The 15,325-nt window shown below is 50.1% G+C and carries 11 protein-coding genes; 6 read left to right on the top strand and 5 right to left on the bottom strand.

The window, feature by feature from the left end; all coding sequences use genetic code 11:
• Positions 1 to 38 precede the first annotated feature (38 nt).
• The 5 genes from N3Z11_RS12650 to N3Z11_RS12630 all read left to right on the top strand — a co-directional run bounded on the left by N3Z11_RS12650 (position 39) and on the right by N3Z11_RS12630 (position 6,657).
• Positions 39 to 2,918 carry an insulinase family protein gene (locus N3Z11_RS12650; protein WP_260657551.1) on the top strand — a complete coding sequence of 960 codons (2,880 nt, stop codon included), beginning with the start codon at positions 39 to 41 and terminating at the stop codon, positions 2,916 to 2,918.
• A gap of 206 nt (positions 2,919 to 3,124) precedes the next feature.
• Positions 3,125 to 3,505 (top strand): hypothetical protein, encoded by a 381-nt coding sequence (locus N3Z11_RS12645; protein WP_260657550.1) that lies wholly within the window; start codon positions 3,125 to 3,127, stop codon positions 3,503 to 3,505.
• A 177-nt stretch (positions 3,506 to 3,682) separates the two neighbouring features.
• Positions 3,683 to 5,053 (top strand): bifunctional UDP-N-acetylglucosamine diphosphorylase/glucosamine-1-phosphate N-acetyltransferase GlmU, encoded by a 1,371-nt coding sequence (gene glmU, locus N3Z11_RS12640; RefSeq protein ID WP_260657549.1) that lies wholly within the window; start codon positions 3,683 to 3,685, stop codon positions 5,051 to 5,053.
• A gap of 134 nt (positions 5,054 to 5,187) precedes the next feature.
• Positions 5,188 to 6,048 carry a TraB/GumN family protein gene (locus N3Z11_RS12635; RefSeq protein ID WP_260657548.1) on the top strand — a complete coding sequence of 287 codons (861 nt, stop codon included), beginning with the start codon at positions 5,188 to 5,190 and terminating at the stop codon, positions 6,046 to 6,048.
• Between the two features lie 27 nt (positions 6,049 to 6,075).
• Positions 6,076 to 6,657, top strand: coding sequence for a DUF1439 domain-containing protein (locus N3Z11_RS12630; protein ID WP_260657547.1), 582 nt, complete (start codon positions 6,076 to 6,078; stop codon positions 6,655 to 6,657).
• Here N3Z11_RS12630 and N3Z11_RS12625 read toward each other — a convergent pair.
• On the bottom strand, positions 6,654 to 6,851 hold the full coding sequence (locus tag N3Z11_RS12625; protein WP_260657546.1) for a hypothetical protein: 198 nt from the start codon (positions 6,849 to 6,851) through the stop codon (positions 6,654 to 6,656). The two genes, N3Z11_RS12630 and N3Z11_RS12625, sit on opposite strands and share 4 nt — an antisense overlap.
• Before the next feature lie 151 nt (positions 6,852 to 7,002).
• Between N3Z11_RS12625 and N3Z11_RS12620 the strand changes: the two genes are divergently transcribed.
• Positions 7,003 to 7,407, top strand: a complete 405-nt coding sequence (locus N3Z11_RS12620; protein WP_260657545.1) for a VanZ family protein — start codon at positions 7,003 to 7,005, stop codon at positions 7,405 to 7,407.
• A 117-nt stretch (positions 7,408 to 7,524) separates the two neighbouring features.
• Here the strand turns inward: N3Z11_RS12620 and N3Z11_RS12615 are convergent, their stop codons facing one another.
• The 4 genes from N3Z11_RS12615 to N3Z11_RS12600 form a co-directional block, all read right to left on the bottom strand.
• Positions 7,525 to 9,369: a M2 family metallopeptidase gene (locus N3Z11_RS12615; protein ID WP_260657544.1), complete on the bottom strand. Its 1,845-nt coding sequence runs from the start codon at positions 9,367 to 9,369 to the stop codon at positions 7,525 to 7,527.
• A gap of 126 nt (positions 9,370 to 9,495) precedes the next feature.
• Positions 9,496 to 10,659, bottom strand: a complete 1,164-nt coding sequence (locus N3Z11_RS12610) for a trans-sulfuration enzyme family protein (protein ID WP_260657543.1) — start codon at positions 10,657 to 10,659, stop codon at positions 9,496 to 9,498.
• 157 nt (positions 10,660 to 10,816) lie between these two features.
• On the bottom strand, positions 10,817 to 11,845 hold the full coding sequence (locus N3Z11_RS12605; RefSeq protein ID WP_260657542.1) for an isopenicillin N synthase family dioxygenase: 1,029 nt from the start codon (positions 11,843 to 11,845) through the stop codon (positions 10,817 to 10,819).
• Positions 11,846 to 12,359: 514 nt separating this feature from the next.
• Positions 12,360 to 15,224, bottom strand: a complete 2,865-nt coding sequence (locus N3Z11_RS12600) for a TonB-dependent siderophore receptor (RefSeq protein ID WP_260657541.1) — start codon at positions 15,222 to 15,224, stop codon at positions 12,360 to 12,362.
• Positions 15,225 to 15,325 lie beyond the last annotated feature (101 nt).

Below are 15,325 nucleotides of genomic sequence, written 5' to 3'. Positions count from 1 at the left end.
CCTGATTGCAAACACACAACTAAAACACGGAGCTTTTTATGTTCAACAAATCCTTCCCGTTAACACCGCTGACTATTGCCATTATTAGCAGCGGTTTGCTGTTTTCTGCGAACAGCTTGGCCACACAAAACCCTGCCATAACCGGACAGTCTTCTGCTGCGGTTGTACAGAGCCAGCAGATAAAAACAAGTCCTAACGATCAGCGCCAGTACCTGGCTATTACGCTGCAGAATCAGCTGGATGTGGTGCTGGTCTCTGATCCGGCCGCCGAAAAATCATCAGCGGCGTTAAGTGTGGATGTGGGCTGGCTGAACGATCCAAAACAGCAGCAGGGTTTAGCCCATTTTCTGGAGCATTTGCTGTTTATGGGCACTGAACGTTTCCCACAACCCGATGGTTATCTGAAGTTTATGAAACAGCATGGCGGCACCACCAATGCTTTTACCAACCAGCTGACCAACTATATGTTTGAAATTAATAACAGTAAGTATGAGGAAGCACTGGACCGCTTTGCTGACTTTTTTAAAGCGCCGTTATTGTTACCCGAATATGTGGATAAAGAACGCAACGCAGTCAATTCGGAGTGGTCATTAAACCGTAATCAGGATGGCTGGGCACAACGGCAAATAGCGGCGCAATTATTGGGTGAACACCCGGCAAATAGTTTCTGGATTGGTAATCTGGAAACGCTGGGTGATAAAACCAACAGCAAGTTGCATGATGAGTTATTGGCGTTTTATCAGCAGCACTATTCAGCCAACCGGATGAAGCTGGTGTTAATCAGCCCGCAACCTTTGTCACAAATGCGATTATTGGCACAGCGTTATTTTGCCGATATCAAAAATAAAGGGATCAATAGCCCAAGGCCTGTGGCGAAGATTGACTTTAGCAACTTTGGTCCGAAGCGGGTGCATTATGTGCCTGGCACCGAAGCGCAAAGCCTGCAGCTGGAATTTATTATCGATAACAATCTGGCCGACTTTGGCGTTAAACCCAATGAATTTGTTGCGCACTTGATCAGTTCTGAAATGCCGGGTACACCGGCGCAGCAGCTGAAAACCATGGGTTTGCTGGATGCTGTGCAGGTTACTTATGACCCTAAATGGTATGGCAACTATGGCACGCTGCAAATTGTGATGGCGCTGACCGAAGCCGGGATGAAACAGCGTCCAGCCATTACCACAGTGATGATGCAATACCTTGACCTGATCCGCAGCAAGGGGGTAGATGCAAAATACTACAATGAGATCCGCACCTCACTGCAAAACCAGTTTAACTTCCTGGAAAAAACCGATGGCTTTAGTTATGCCGCCAGGCTCAGCGCTGCAATGCAATATTATCCGCTGCCAGCGGTGATCAGCGCGCCTTATCAATATGACAAATTTGAGCCAAAAGCTGTGAATGCATTGCTGGCTCAACTGGTGCCGGAACGGCTCACTGTATGGCATATCAGCCGTAACGAGCCGGCAGATCAGGACGTGCCGCACTTTACCGGTCGCTATTCGGTGACTGATATTAACAAGGATGAAATACAAAGCTGGCAACAGCCTAAAGTTGCCATGAGTTTACCTGCGCTTAATCGTTTCCAGCCGGAAAGTTTCGCCACCAACCATAGCAGCAACAAAACACCGGTAAAAGTATTGGAAGCTGACGGGATCAGTGCCTGGCTGGCCGGCAGCCAACATTTTGCCGATCAGCCGCGTGGTCAATTATTGATGCAGTGGCACCAGCCGGAGGCAAAAAACAGCGCCAAACAGGCAGTATTACATCACCTCTGGTTGTTTAACTTTTTAATCAATAATCAGGCGCTGCTGCAGGAAGCCAGTGCTGCAGGGATGAAATTACAGCCGGAAGCGAATGAATATGATTTAGTGTTAAAACTGTCTGGTTTTACCGATAAACAAGCCGCATTCACCGGTTACATTGGTAAAGCTCTGGCGGCAACCATCAGTGAGCAACAATTTAACCAGAGTAAAGACCTGCTGTTACGCAGCTTACGCTCATCAGAGCAACAAATGCAGGCAAAGCAGGCCAGTGAGCTGGTGAAAACTGTGTTATCCAGTGGCCGTTATGAGCTGCCGGCCTTATTGGACGCAGTTAAACAAATTAATTTGGCTGAGCTGAATCAATACATTCAGCAGACATTGGCGGACAGTCAGCTGCGTTTATTGGCACAAGGGAACTACGCTGAGCAGGATGTATCTGCTTTTGCCAAAGCCCTGGCAGGCCCGAAAAAAACCGCACGCCAGTACCAGACTTATCGCAGCTGGCAGCCTGAACCAGGCCAGCGTCTGACAGTGCAGCGGGCAAATCCACAAAACGACAGTTCAGTGATCCGGGCGCAGTTTTTAGTCAATGGCGGACACAGCGGCAAAGCTGCGGCACTGGTGTTGTCAGGCCATCTGCATCAGGCGTTTTTTAACCAGCTCCGCACTGAAGAACAGTTGGGTTATGTAGTACAGGCCATCCCAATGCCGCTGAATAAACATGCCGGTTTTGGTCTGATGATCCAAAGCCCGGTGTTATCCGGTTTGAAGTTACAGCAGCGGGTCGATTTATTCCTGCAACAGTATAACGAACAGCTGGCAAAACTGACTGAAGCCGAGTTTAACAACCTGAAACAAACGCAACTACTGGAATTAAAGCGGGCACCGGCAAACCTGGATGAAGAGTTTGATAGCTTCAGTCGCGACTGGCTGCGCAACAGACTGGATTTTTCGGATAAACAACAGCTGATTGCCGCGGTTGAATCCCTGACGTTAGCCCAGCTGAAACAGTTTTATCAGCAGGCTCTGGCAAACGAAACCTCAGCCGCACTGCAAGTTGTATTGCAGGGGAAAGCAAAACGGCAAAACAACAAAACTTTAGCCGGTTTTACGCTGCTGGATGATGTCACTGAATTTCATCAAAGCTTCTAAAGCTGTTGTTCATTGGTTGGTATCACAACAGAGGCCCGGTTGGGCCTCTGGTTCTACAGTTTGATTAGGTCAGAAAAAAATGAAGCTCATCATAGAAAAACACTCTGTTATTTTCGGCAGCAGCCTCTGGTTGATGGTATGGATTTCAGTGAACTGGGCCGGGCTGACGCTGCTCAGCCAGCTGATGTTACCGGGACCACATTAACATGACTCCTTTGCATCAATTGCGGTATCTGTGGGTGATCGCTGTGGTTGTGATGCTGTTTTCAGCCATGCTGGACACAGCAAGGGCTAAGCCGCCTTATGCTTTGGTGAATCCTCAGCACTGGCATGATGTCAGGATTGACTACCCTGCGGGGGCGCAGCTGAATACACTCTGGCTGCACAGGCGCCACGCCGCTATGTTGGATCTCAAACATGCCTATGTGTTAATTGCAGAAGATCAGCCGATACCGGTGCGGCTCAGGGTTATCAGTTACCCGACACTGTACGATTCAGCTGTGCGGGTCGACTTTGAACCGATCAATGTTGCAGATAAAGAGATGATTTTAAACCAGAACACAGTGTTGCTCAGACGGGCAAAATAGCCTGAATCAGCTGTAACCAGGGCCGGCATAGTGCTGATGTGCGGGATGAAGTCAGAGCCGGCAGCTGTTTCGTCTGGCAATATTCAGCAAAACTTCACCCTCCCCCTGTAATCTGTAGCCTGATCAATTAGAATATCGCGACAGAGCTTAAGCGCACCATTTACAGGGACCCTTCTTATGGCGTTAAACGTAGTGATCCTGGCGGCCGGTAAAGGCACCCGGATGAAATCCACCCTCCCGAAAGTACTGCATAAAGTGGCCGAACGCGCCATGGTGCAACATGTCATTGATACCGCCCATTCGCTTGGCGCAGAAAATATTAATCTGGTGTACGGTTATGGTGCTGAGCAGCTCAAAGCCGCTTTAGGTGATCAGCCGCTGCACTGGGTGTTGCAGGCTGAACAGCTGGGTACTGGCCATGCGGTGCAACAGGCAGTCCCTCATCTGGCCGATGACGACACTGTGCTGATTTTGTACGGGGATGTGCCTTTAACCCGCAAAGAAACGCTGGAAAAATTGCTGGCGGCTCGCCCTGCCCATGGTTTGGCGGTGCTGACAGTGCTGCTGGACAACCCAACAGGTTATGGCCGTATTGTGCGGGAAAATGGCCTGGTGGTGGGCATTGTGGAGCAAAAAGACGCCACGCCTGAGCAGTTAAAAATTCAGGAAGTCAACAGCGGCATTATGGCGGTGCCGGGCAAGCAGCTGAAACACTGGCTGGCCAATCTGAAAAACAATAATGCTCAGGGCGAGTTTTATTTAACTGACATTATCGCCATGGCGCATCAGGACGGTGTGGAGATTGCCACCGCACATCCGGCCAATCCTATTGAAACTGAAGGCGCCAACAACCGTGTGCAACTGGCACAGCTGGAGCGGGCTTATCAGCTGCGTAAAGCGGAAGAGCTGATGTTAAACGGTGCCAATTTACGTGATCCGGCCCGCATTGACGTGCGTGGCGAAGTGACAGTTGGCAGCGATGTGATGATCGACGTCAACGTGATTTTTGAAGGCAAAGTGGTGCTGGGCAACGGTGTGGTTATTGGTGCTAACTGCATCCTGAAAGATGTCACTATTGGCGATAACACCGAAATTAAAGCCAACTCCATGCTGGAAAGCTCTGTGGTTGGTGCTGACTGTTCAGTCGGGCCTTTTGCCCGTATCAGGCCAGACTCAGTGCTGGCAGACGACAGCCATGTTGGCAACTTTGTCGAGCTGAAAAAAACCAAACTTGGCAAAGGCTCTAAAGCCAACCACTTAACCTATTTAGGCGATGCGGTGATTGGCAGCAAAGTGAATGTGGGTGCAGGTACTATTACTTGTAATTACGACGGCGCCAATAAATTCCAGACCACCATTGAAGATGGTGTGTTTGTTGGTTCCAACAGCTCGCTGGTGGCACCTTTAACTTTGGGCGAAAACAGCACTGTTGGTGCAGGTTCTGTGGTAACCAGCAGTGTAGCGGCCCATGAATTGGTGGTGGCCCGCAGCAAACAACGTCATATCACTGGCTGGCAAAGACCTGTTAAACAGAAAAAGTCAGACTAAATCCGGCGGCCTGGCGACGGGTTTTGCGGATTAAAAGCCGCCTGAGACCATAGGGTTGTGGCTCAGCGCGGCATTTTTATTGCCAAACGGGAAGTTCACAAGGACCAAACGGGAAGCTCACAAGGAGAAGCGTGATGAGATTACTAAAATTCAGCCTGCTGTTATTGTTGTGCTGGCATCCTCTGCTGCAAGCCAAAACCTCAATGTGGCAGGTCAAAAAAGGGGAAGATGTGGTGCTGCTTGGTGGCACAGTGCATTTATTACCCGCCGCTGAGTTTCCACTGCCGGCAGAATTTGAAACCGCTTTTGCTCAAAGTTCGGTGTTATTTCTCGAAGCGCCTGTGCCTGAGCCGACCGATCAACAAGCCATGCAGGCCATGATGCAGCAGCTGCAATACCCAGCTGGCACAGGTTTAAAACAAAAGTTGTCGGCGGATGTGTATCAGCAGCTGGCGGCCTATTTCAAAAAGTTTGGTACCGATGTGGAGGCACTGGATAGCTTTAAGCCTGGTTTTGTTGCTGTGCAGCTGAGTTTACTGGAGATGAGTGCGACCGGCATTTCCGGTGAGGGAGTTGACACCTATTTTGCCAGCAAGGCCAAAAAACAGAATAAACCGGTGCAGTTCCTGGAAACATTGGATTTTCAACTTCAGCTGATTGCCGGCATGGGCGAAGGTTATGAAAGCGAATTTATCAAACAAAATCTGGCAAATACCGCTGAACTAGGGCCTTTAATGCATCAGTCGATTAAAGCCTGGCGCCTGGGTGACCTGGCAAAAATTGATGAACTGTTATTAAAAGACGCCAGAGCAGAAGACCCTAAGCTATTTCAGCAAATGTTCACTGCGCGCAATCAGCGCTGGCTGGGGCAAATCCGCCAGATGTTTGGCAATACCGACAAAGAACTGGTGCTGGTGGGGGCCGGTCATTTGCCGGGAGAAGATGGTTTACTGGTGCTGTTACAGCAGGCCGGTTTTGAGGTTAAGCCGCTGTAATGGCGGCCTGTTATTCAGGGTGAGATGATGTTGGCACTGCAGCGTTATTGTTGGTTATTTTGTCTGGTATTGCTGCTGACGTCCTGCAGTCAGACCAATCAGCTGGCGTTGTATCGGCTGAGCCAGGCTGAGCTCAATCAGCAGCTTTCACAACAACTGCAGCAGCTGGCACAAAAAGCCACAGTGGCAGGTTTACCGCTTAAATTGCAGGTGAAGCAACTGGATGTGCAGATAGCACCACAAGGCAAACCGGATGTTCAGCTGACTTTGGATACCGCAGCTTTAGTGCAGTTGGCCGTGGTGCAATTGCCGGTGCAGCTGAAATTGTCGCTTAGTGCCGAACCTTATTTTGATCAGCAACGGCAGGCGGTGTATTTACGCCGTTTTCAGCTGTTAAATTCAGAAATGGCCGCTGGCGGTATGCAGGGTAAGTTAAAGCCGCTGTCGGCGGATGTCGCCAGATTATTACAACAACAGCTGACGCAGATGCCGCTGTACCGGCTGGATCCAAACAAACTCAGTCATCGGATGTTGTTAAATATACCGCTGCAGTTGCAGCTGACGCCGGGACAAATCAGCTTGTCGCCAGCCTATCAACAAGGTGGTTAGCTCAGCAGTTTGCTTAACAACGGCAGTTGGCTGAGTTGCTCAGGGTAATAGTAACTCAGCAGGCCAACCTGGCTTTCCAGCACCAGCAATAAAATATGCGTCAGCACCATGGCCAGCAAAAACCAGCACAGGGTTTTGCCGAGCTGGGCTAAGTCCGGCAATATAATCAGGTCGTTGTGCTCGTTGTGTTTCATGGTTGTGCTCCGTGGTGGCTGGTTTGAACATTAAGTCGTAACCAGTTGCAAAAAAGTTTAACCAAGTTTGTCAAAGTACTGCGACTTTTGTGATAAACGGTAGTGTTGTTGTGAGTAACGGCGGTTTGGCCCGTCATAAGGACAGATACAGATGTTACGTTGGTTACCCAGTTTAATGCTGATGGCCCTGGCTGGCTGGATGATTTATCAGGCCGACCGCGGTATTCCGAATGTGTTTATCCGCTTTGCCGATCAATATGTTTACGGTGACAAAATAGGTCACGCTATGTTGTATGGTGGCCTGGCGCTGTTGGTGACAGTCGCTACCCGGTTCCGGCAATGGCGTATTGGCGGTCAGCGTTTGTTTGTTGGTGTGGTACTGGTGCTGATTGCCGCATTGCTGGAAGAAGGTAGCCAATATTTTCTCAGCACCCGCAACTTTGATTTATGGGACGCTTTTGCTGATGTGGTGGGGGTGGCTCTGGCGCAATTGTTTTGTGCATTGTGGCTTGGCACCGGCAACAGATACCGGCAAATGCGGCGTAGAGTGCGTTGAGTGTTGTCAGGGCGTCCGGGCATCACAGAGGTGAACTTTAACTACAGCAAATAAAAAAACGCCGCTAAATAGCGGCGTTTTTGCATTTTAAAACATTAACTTATATGCAGAATCAAGTTACCAGCCGCAGGTGCGGCCTTTGTTTTGTTCATCCAGATAAGTTTTCAGCGGCGCAAAATAATCCAGAATGGCCGATGAATCCATTTCCGGTTTGCCGGTGATTTTTTGCAAGGCATTTTGCCATGGCTGGCTGGCACCCATTTCCAGCATGCTGTTAAGCGCAGCGCCTGCTTCTTTGCTGTTGTAAATTGAACAGCGGTGAATTGGGCCATTGTCTTTGGCAATTTCACACAAAGCTTTGTGGAACTGGAACTGCAGAATATGCGCCAGGAAATAGCGGGTATAAGGTGTGTTGCCTGGCACATGGTATTTAGCGCCGGCATCAAAGTCATTTTCAGTGCGGGCGACTGGCGCCGCTACACCCTGATATTTTTCCCGCAGTTGCCACCAGGCCTGGTTATATTGCTCAGGCGTCACCTGACCGGAAAATACCTGCCAACGCCATTGGTCAACCAATAAGCCAAAGGGCAGGAACGCCACTTTTTCCAACGCCATTTTCATTAATAAACCAATGTCTTTCGATTCGTCCGGCACTTGCTCCAGCAAACCAATTTGTTGCAGGTATTTTGGGGTTACCGATAAAGCGATGGTGTCGCCAATGGCTTCATGGAAACCGTCGTTGGCGCTGTCCTGATAAAACACCGGCTGGTTTTTATACGCGCGCTGGTAGAAGTTGTGTCCCAGTTCGTGGTGAATAACCGCAAATTCTTCACCGGTTTTCTGAATACACATTTTAATGCGCAAGTCGTCTTTGCTGTCTAAATCCCAGGCGGAGGCGTGGCACACTACGTCTCTGTCACGGGGTTTGACAAACAATGAGCGGCTCCAGAATGTTTCTGGCAGCGGTGCAAAACCTAAAGAGGTAAAAAAGCCTTCAGCGCCCTTCACCATTTTTAATTCGTCGTAGCCTTTGTCGGCGAGCAGTTTAGTCACGTCATAACCCGGATCTGAATTTTCCGGTGCCACTAAATCGTAAATATTGCCCCAGCCCTGCGCCCACATATTGCCAAGCAAATGTGCCGGAATAGGTTTATCCAGCGGCACTTTGTCGGCGCCGTATTTTTCTGACAATTTCGCTCTTACATGGCAATGTAACGCTTCATACAAAGGTTTCACTGCACTCCACTGTTTATCCAGCTCAGTGGCAAAGGCGTTGGCATCCATATCGTATTTAGAACGCCACATAGCGCCGGTGTCGGCATAACCCAGCTCACGGGCACCTTCGTTGGCAAGTTCCACCTGACGCTGATACAAAGGCCGCATTGGCGCTGCAGTGTCATGCCAGCCTTTCCACATTTCCAGCTGTTCGTTGTAGTCGCGTGAACTTGCCATCACCGACGACATTTCACCTAAGTCCATGCACTGGCCTTCGGCTTTGCAATATTTGCCTTTGCCGTACATGGCATTGAGTTTGGCCACTAATTCGGCCAGCTCGGCTGTTTTGGCTTTGTCTTGTGGTGCCGCCAGCGTCAGTGCCAGTTTTAATTTATCCAGCTGACGTCTGGTGTCAGCGTCTACTGTGGTCTGATTAAAACGGGCGGCTTCATTGGCCAGCCGTACCACAGTTTCGGTCATCTTCTGACCTGCAGCTGCGGAAAGGGCTTCGGTATCTTCGGTAATAAAGTTGCTGGCGATCCAGTCGGCGCGGTTGACTTCCAGCAATAAAGTGGCCATTTCATCTGATGCTTTTTTCACAAAAGCTGTGGCTTCTTCAGCTGTCGGCGCGCTCACTGCTGCGGCTTGAGGTTCTGCAGGTTTTTCGGCGGCTGGCTGGCAGGCGCTCAGCAAAAAGCCACCGGCAATCAGAGTTGCCAGTAAAGTTGGTTTAAATTGAGGTTTCATCTGAGGTTCCGGGCATTGTTATGGTTGTAAGGTGTGAAGTGCAGTGGATATTGGCTGCACTTCACAATGCCCGGCTAGTATTGTCAGCTTGTAACGGATTTGCAAATCAGATGAGTGCTCATCTGCTTAGATAAATTCCAATGCCTGAGCTAAATCGGCAATTAAATCATCGGCATCTTCCACACCCACACTTAAACGTACCAGTTTGTCGGTGACACCGGCTTTGGCGCGGTCTGCTGCTGTCATGGCTGCGTGTGTGGTGGACGCCGGATGACAAGCCAAGCTTTCTAAATCGCCTAAGCTCACGGCCTGGGCAAATAACGTCAGGTTATCTAAGAACTTAGCGCAAGCAGCAAAGCCACCGGCCAATTCCAGCGCCACCATGCCACCAAAACCGGCAGCGGTTTCTTTAATCACCTGATGACCAGGGTGAGAGGTTAAACCAGGGAAAAATACTTTTTCTACTTTGGGATGTGATGCTAAAAATTCCGCCACTTTCTGCGCTGCAGTTAAATGCGCGTCCATCCGAAGTGGCAGGGTTTTAACACCACGCTGTAATAAATACGCTTCCTGCGGGCCCATAGGGGCGCCAATATGTTTCAGCGCTATAGTACGGATGCGCTGAATCAGCGGGCCATTGCCAGCAACCACACCGGCAATAATGTCACCGTGACCGCAGAGGTATTTGGTGCCGCTGTGCATCACCACATCCACGCCAATAGAAAGTGGCTGGAATAAATAAGGGGTTAAAAAGGTATTATCACAGACGGTGATAGCGCCAATCTGTCGTGCTACTTCTACTATTTTGCGACTGTCGATCACTTTTAACGTTGGGTTGGTAATAGGTTCCCACAGCACCAGCCGGGTGTTTGGGTTGTGATTGGCAACAAAATCATCGTCACTGCTGTAGCTTTTAACAGTGACACCGGCGCGCACCAGGGTATTGCGTAAAAAGGCGTCTGTACCACCGTACACCGGGTCGATAAAAGCCACTTCGTCACCCTGCTGGGTTAAGGCGTACACAATACTGCTGATGGCCGCCATACCGCTGGCCACCACCACAGCTTCGTCAGCACCTTCCATCGCCGCCAGCTTTTGCTCCAGCGCCGTTGAGGTTGGGTTGCCAAAGCGGCTGTAAATAAAGCCCGGGTTCTGGCCGGCAAAACGGGCCTGGCCTTCAGCGGCAGTGCCATAACTAAAAGTGCTGGTCAGATACACCGGCGTGTTTAACGCGCCAGTACCGGCGTCCGGCGCCTGGCCGGCATGAATGGCTAAAGTACGAAATTTCATCAGAATACCTGTTAATAAAGCGCTGCAGGCAGCGCCAGTGCTAAACAATATCGGAAAAGAGTAGCGCTTTGCGCCGGAAAAACAGAGCCTTCCGGACGCTCAGCGTTATGGCGTGCTGTGGCCTGAATTACAGCCGCTTTGCCGGTAAAAACAGCGGTTAGCTGGCTACTGCCAGGTCGGCTAAATCAGCATAATGGCTGGCGGCCACATCTTTGTGTGAACGTAAGCGGCCTTTTAGTACGTTGTCACCCACCTGATAAAACAGCGGGTTCAGTGGATCTGAAGCCGGGCCTTTGGCCTCCTGTGCCAGATGCGGCGGTAACTTTAATAAAGGTACTGTGGCGTCCAGCTGCGCTGCCATAAAAAAGGCACAGGAAAAGCGTTCAATACCGGCTTTGGGGCTCACCACACGGTGCAAGGTAGCTTTCAGGTAACCGTTGGAGGCCAGTTCCAGCAGCTCACCAATATTCACCACAAAAGAGCCTGGCAAGGGTTCAGCGCTGACCCAGCCATCGTCGGTGAGTACTTCCAGACCTGACTGCTCACCCTGCAGCACCAAAGTCAGATAACCCGGATCTTTATGGGCACCCACCCCTTGTTTGCTATCGCCGGCGCTTTGACCCGGATAACGAATCAGTTTCATATGCTGATAAGGGCCATCCGCAATGGTGCTTTGCAGCGCATCGGCAGGCAGTTCTAACGCCTGCATAAAAGCACTGAGCAAAGTTTCTGTCAGATCAGACAGCTGCTGTTGCCAGCTTAATAATTCAGTTTTCAGCTGCGGCATAGCGGCTGGCCACTGGTTTGGGCCTATTAAGCGGCGCCATGGCTCTTTGACTGTAGGCAAACCTGTGGCGACATCTTCACGCATAATGTCAAACTGTTCACGCTGATCCGGCTGGCCCAAAGTCAGTTCACCGGCAACGCCGGTATAACCACGAAAATGCGGGGAGTGAATCATCTGAATTTGTTGTTTGGCGCTGGCCGGTAAAGCAAAAAACTCACGGGCTAATTGCAAAATTTGCGTCTGGCGGCTTTCACTGATGCCATGACCCACCAGATAAAAAAAGCCAACATCACGGGCAGCGGCGCGCAGCTGTGCAAAAAACTGCTGTTGCTGTGCTGCACTCCCGCTAAGCTGGCTTAAATCCAGAACTGGTAATTGCAATTGTTGTACTTGGCTCATTTTTTACTCCGGTATTACTGTGCGCTGCTTCGCGAATGTGCGCATTTAATCAGCAGTAAAAAACATAAAAAATGACTGAAATGCTCTTGGTCAGATGATTTGGTTATAACTGGATGTCTGGATTTTTAGCCGTTTTCTATTTTAAATGGCATAAAGGTCAAAACCGTCTGGCTGCTTGTCAGGTTGTGTTGTTTTATAGCCGATAAAGTGGATCTATTTCAGCCTATCCTGTTGATTTGTATTTTAATTTTAAAATTAATTTCCGCTATGCACCGCTTCTGGCATGCTGAATGTTTAGACATCCGCTTACAACATTCAGATCTGATATAGATAAAAATACTGTATGGCACAAAGTAGTGCTAAGCCGGATGACGACCCACCGCAAACGGATAGCACGGCGATTGCATCTGTTGTTGCACTAGCACAAGCGCTTAAACAGGCTTTGCCGCATAAAAAAGCCCCGCTGTTATCGCGGGGCTTGTATTGTTAACGCACAGCGGCAAGGGCCGCAGTGTTACATTTTGTAAGACACTGTGGTGTAGAAGAACTGACCCACGTTGTCATAACTGGCGCCTGCTGTGGTGGTGCCAGTGCTGACACCAGGTAAACCACGGTCAAACAGGTTGTCGATACCCACAGCCCAGTTGACGCCGTTTTCAAACTGGTAACCCAGGCTGATGTCGGTTAACACATAACTGCCATAGCTCATCAAATCACGTGGATCCGGGTTTTTCGCCAGTTCCTGTTCAGTGTACAAGCTCACGCCATTGATATGACGGGTTTTCCAGGTGGCGGTCCAGGCATCATAGCTGTAGCTTAACGACAGGTTTTCCTGCCAATCTGCTTCACCTTCAGTGCCGGCACGTTGTTCAAACTGTGACGGGTTGTTCTGGAAAGAGAAAGTTTTTCGTGAGCCTAAATAAGTACCAATCAGTTTGGTTTTTAAGCGGCCGCCTAACAGATCCAGATCATAACCAGCTTCAAAATCGACACCTTCCGCCGTTTGGGCGGCCACGTTTTGTGAAGTTGAAGTGATCAGTTTCAGCTCGTGGCTGACAGGGTCCCGTTGAATCAGGTTGCAGAACTGCGCCGATAAACCCGTCGTGGCATCCACACATTTGTTCAGGATGTCCTGGGCCGATACGGTGCTGATGGCTTCGTCAATTTCAATAGACCAGTAGTCTAGGGTAAAGGTGAAATCTTCAATCCATTCAGGCTGATAAACAAAACCTACAGTGTGGCTGTTTGACTCTTCCGCTTGTAAGTCTGGATTACCGCCAGCGCGGCCTTCAATGCTGGCGCCCGTTGCCTTGGCCACAAAGTCAGCCGGAATGCCCAGCGCAGCACAGTTGGCAGCCCAGGTGGCGTTTTGTTTATAACGCAGATCACAAGGGTCTTGCAGCCGTGAGAAATAGGTCTGGTTCAGTGGACGATACAATTCACTGATGTTTGGTGCACGCAGCGCCACTGAATAAGTAGAGCGAACACGGATTTCGTCATTGATGGTCCAGTCCAGGCCGGTTTTCCAGCTGGTGGCATTGCCAATAGTGCTGTAGTCGGCAACCCGCACTGCTGCATCAAAAGCTAAGTCCTGGATCAGCAACATATCGGTTAATAACGGAATAGAAACTTCACCAAAAGCTTCTTTGACGTTAAATTTGCCGTGCGTTTCCTGTAATGCATTGAGGAAAGTGGCGCCTGTGGCAGCAAAAGCGTCAGGGGTGCTGTCACTTTGTTCACGGCGGTATTCCACACCTGCGGCCACACCTACGCTACCGGCTGGTACGTCAAATAAAGCGCTGTTGGACACACTGCCGCCAGCCACTTGTTGTTCAATAGCGCTGGTGGACAATGATGAGGTATTAAACCAGTTGATGGCTGCCTGATTGACTGCGCCATAACCAAACACTGAGGTTGGCACGCAACCGGCAGCGCGCGCTGCTGCATCACGGCAGACAATATTGCCATTCTCATCTTTGATTGCATCAATCGACTGGGCAAAGTTTTTGCGGATCAGGTTGTTACGGTTAATCTGCTCCAGCCGGGTACGGCCATGGGTGGCAAAAGTTTCGAAACTCCAGTCGTCTGTTAACTGGCCGCTTAAGCTCAGGTTAAATTGGTCTGTGGTACGGGTGTTTTCTTCCATCCGCCGACCGGCGTCTTTGTTAAAACGGTGAATGGCAATGCTGTTTTTGCCATTGTTGTCCATTAAAGCCGCCAGACCTGGCGTGATATAAGCGTTGTCACGCTTAATTTGTAACGCGCTGCCATATTCAAAAAAGCTTGGCTGATTCACAGAGTCGGCTTTGCTGACCACATGTTTGGCCGATGCTGCCAGGTTCAGATCGGCCGTCAGATCATAATCGCCTTTCAGATTAAAGCTGTAACGGTCAAAGGCTGGCTGTAAATCGTTGTATTCACGCAGATTTAAAAACTCACAATCAACACAGGCGGCGTCCAGCGGGAACAAAGTGCCCATGTTTTGTGGTCGTACTGAACCGTCCGGATTAAAGGTGTACCAGACATTATTCAGCAGGAAGTTGCCGTTGATTGAGCTGTCGTAATAACCGGCATTACCAAAAGTAATTTTGTCGGCGATGCCGTCATGAATAGTGTTGCCGTTGGCATCTTTTTTATCTTTGCTGGCCGGGTTGGTCAAAGACATATAAGAGGTGCGGGTTTGGCTGCGCTCAGTGGCGTTAATGTCATTTTGTGTGGCAAAGTCAGCGGCAAAAGCCAGGTTACCATCACCATTGGCAATGTCCTGACCATAAGAGAAAGAGTATTTCTGGTTGGCCAGCGGGTTGTCGTTGGCTTTACCTGCCGTGGCGCTTAACTCCAGACCCTGAATGTCTTTTTTCAGTTTGAAGTTCACCACACCTGTCACAGCGTCAGCACCGTAAATGGCCGAAGCGCCGCCGGTGATAATTTCCACCGATTCTACCCAGGCGGTAGGAATGGTGTTGGTATCAACGGATGCTGTGCCCGCGCTGCTGGCCACATGGCGTTTGCCGTTCACCAAAACCAGGGTGCGGGAGCTGCCCATACCGCGTAAGTCGAGCAGGCTTAAACCGGCGGTGCCAATAGAGTTACCTGAGTTGGCCAGAGAATAGGTAGACGCCAGCGCCGGCAGTTCATTTAAGGCTTCACCAATGTTGGTGGCGCCTGTGTCGACGAGATCAGCACCGCTGATTGAAGTGACAGGAGACGGCGCTATGGCACCTTCACGCAGAATACGCGAGCTGGTCACCGAAATACGTTCTACAGCAGCTGTGCTGTCGGCGTTTTGTTGTTGAGCCTGTAACTGAAAACTGCTGAGTGCGGTGGCAGAGAGCACACTTAAGGTGACTGCCTGGGTTAATAATGAACGACGAAACATCTGTACCTCGAAATGCAGACGCGACAGGCAAAACCTTTGGCGTCATCGGTGTCGGATAAAAAGCGAATCAAAGCCCCGGCTGGCGGGGCGGCGCATTCTAT

It is taken from the genome of Rheinheimera sp. 4Y26 (assembly GCF_025245835.1).
Lineage (GTDB): Bacteria > Pseudomonadota > Gammaproteobacteria > Enterobacterales > Alteromonadaceae > Pararheinheimera.
Note: the sequence above shows the minus strand (reverse complement) of the source record. Positions and strands in the feature narration are given on the sequence as shown.

What these genes read in the sequence shown, in the direction of transcription:
- N3Z11_RS12650 (WP_260657551.1), top strand. Translation starts at nt 39, where the DNA reads ATGTTCAACAAATCCTTCCCGTTAACACCGCTGACTATTGCCATTATT.
- N3Z11_RS12645 (WP_260657550.1), top strand. Translation starts at nt 3,125, where the DNA reads ATGACTCCTTTGCATCAATTGCGGTATCTGTGGGTGATCGCTGTGGTT.
- glmU (WP_260657549.1), top strand. Translation starts at nt 3,683, where the DNA reads ATGGCGTTAAACGTAGTGATCCTGGCGGCCGGTAAAGGCACCCGGATG.
- N3Z11_RS12635 (WP_260657548.1), top strand. Translation starts at nt 5,188, where the DNA reads ATGAGATTACTAAAATTCAGCCTGCTGTTATTGTTGTGCTGGCATCCT.
- N3Z11_RS12630 (WP_260657547.1), top strand. Translation starts at nt 6,076, where the DNA reads ATGTTGGCACTGCAGCGTTATTGTTGGTTATTTTGTCTGGTATTGCTG.
- N3Z11_RS12625 (WP_260657546.1), bottom strand. Translation starts at nt 6,851, where the DNA reads ATGAAACACAACGAGCACAACGACCTGATTATATTGCCGGACTTAGCC.
- N3Z11_RS12620 (WP_260657545.1), top strand. Translation starts at nt 7,003, where the DNA reads ATGTTACGTTGGTTACCCAGTTTAATGCTGATGGCCCTGGCTGGCTGG.
- N3Z11_RS12615 (WP_260657544.1), bottom strand. Translation starts at nt 9,369, where the DNA reads ATGAAACCTCAATTTAAACCAACTTTACTGGCAACTCTGATTGCCGGT.
- N3Z11_RS12610 (WP_260657543.1), bottom strand. Translation starts at nt 10,659, where the DNA reads ATGAAATTTCGTACTTTAGCCATTCATGCCGGCCAGGCGCCGGACGCC.
- N3Z11_RS12605 (WP_260657542.1), bottom strand. Translation starts at nt 11,845, where the DNA reads ATGAGCCAAGTACAACAATTGCAATTACCAGTTCTGGATTTAAGCCAG.
- N3Z11_RS12600 (WP_260657541.1), bottom strand. Translation starts at nt 15,224, where the DNA reads ATGTTTCGTCGTTCATTATTAACCCAGGCAGTCACCTTAAGTGTGCTC.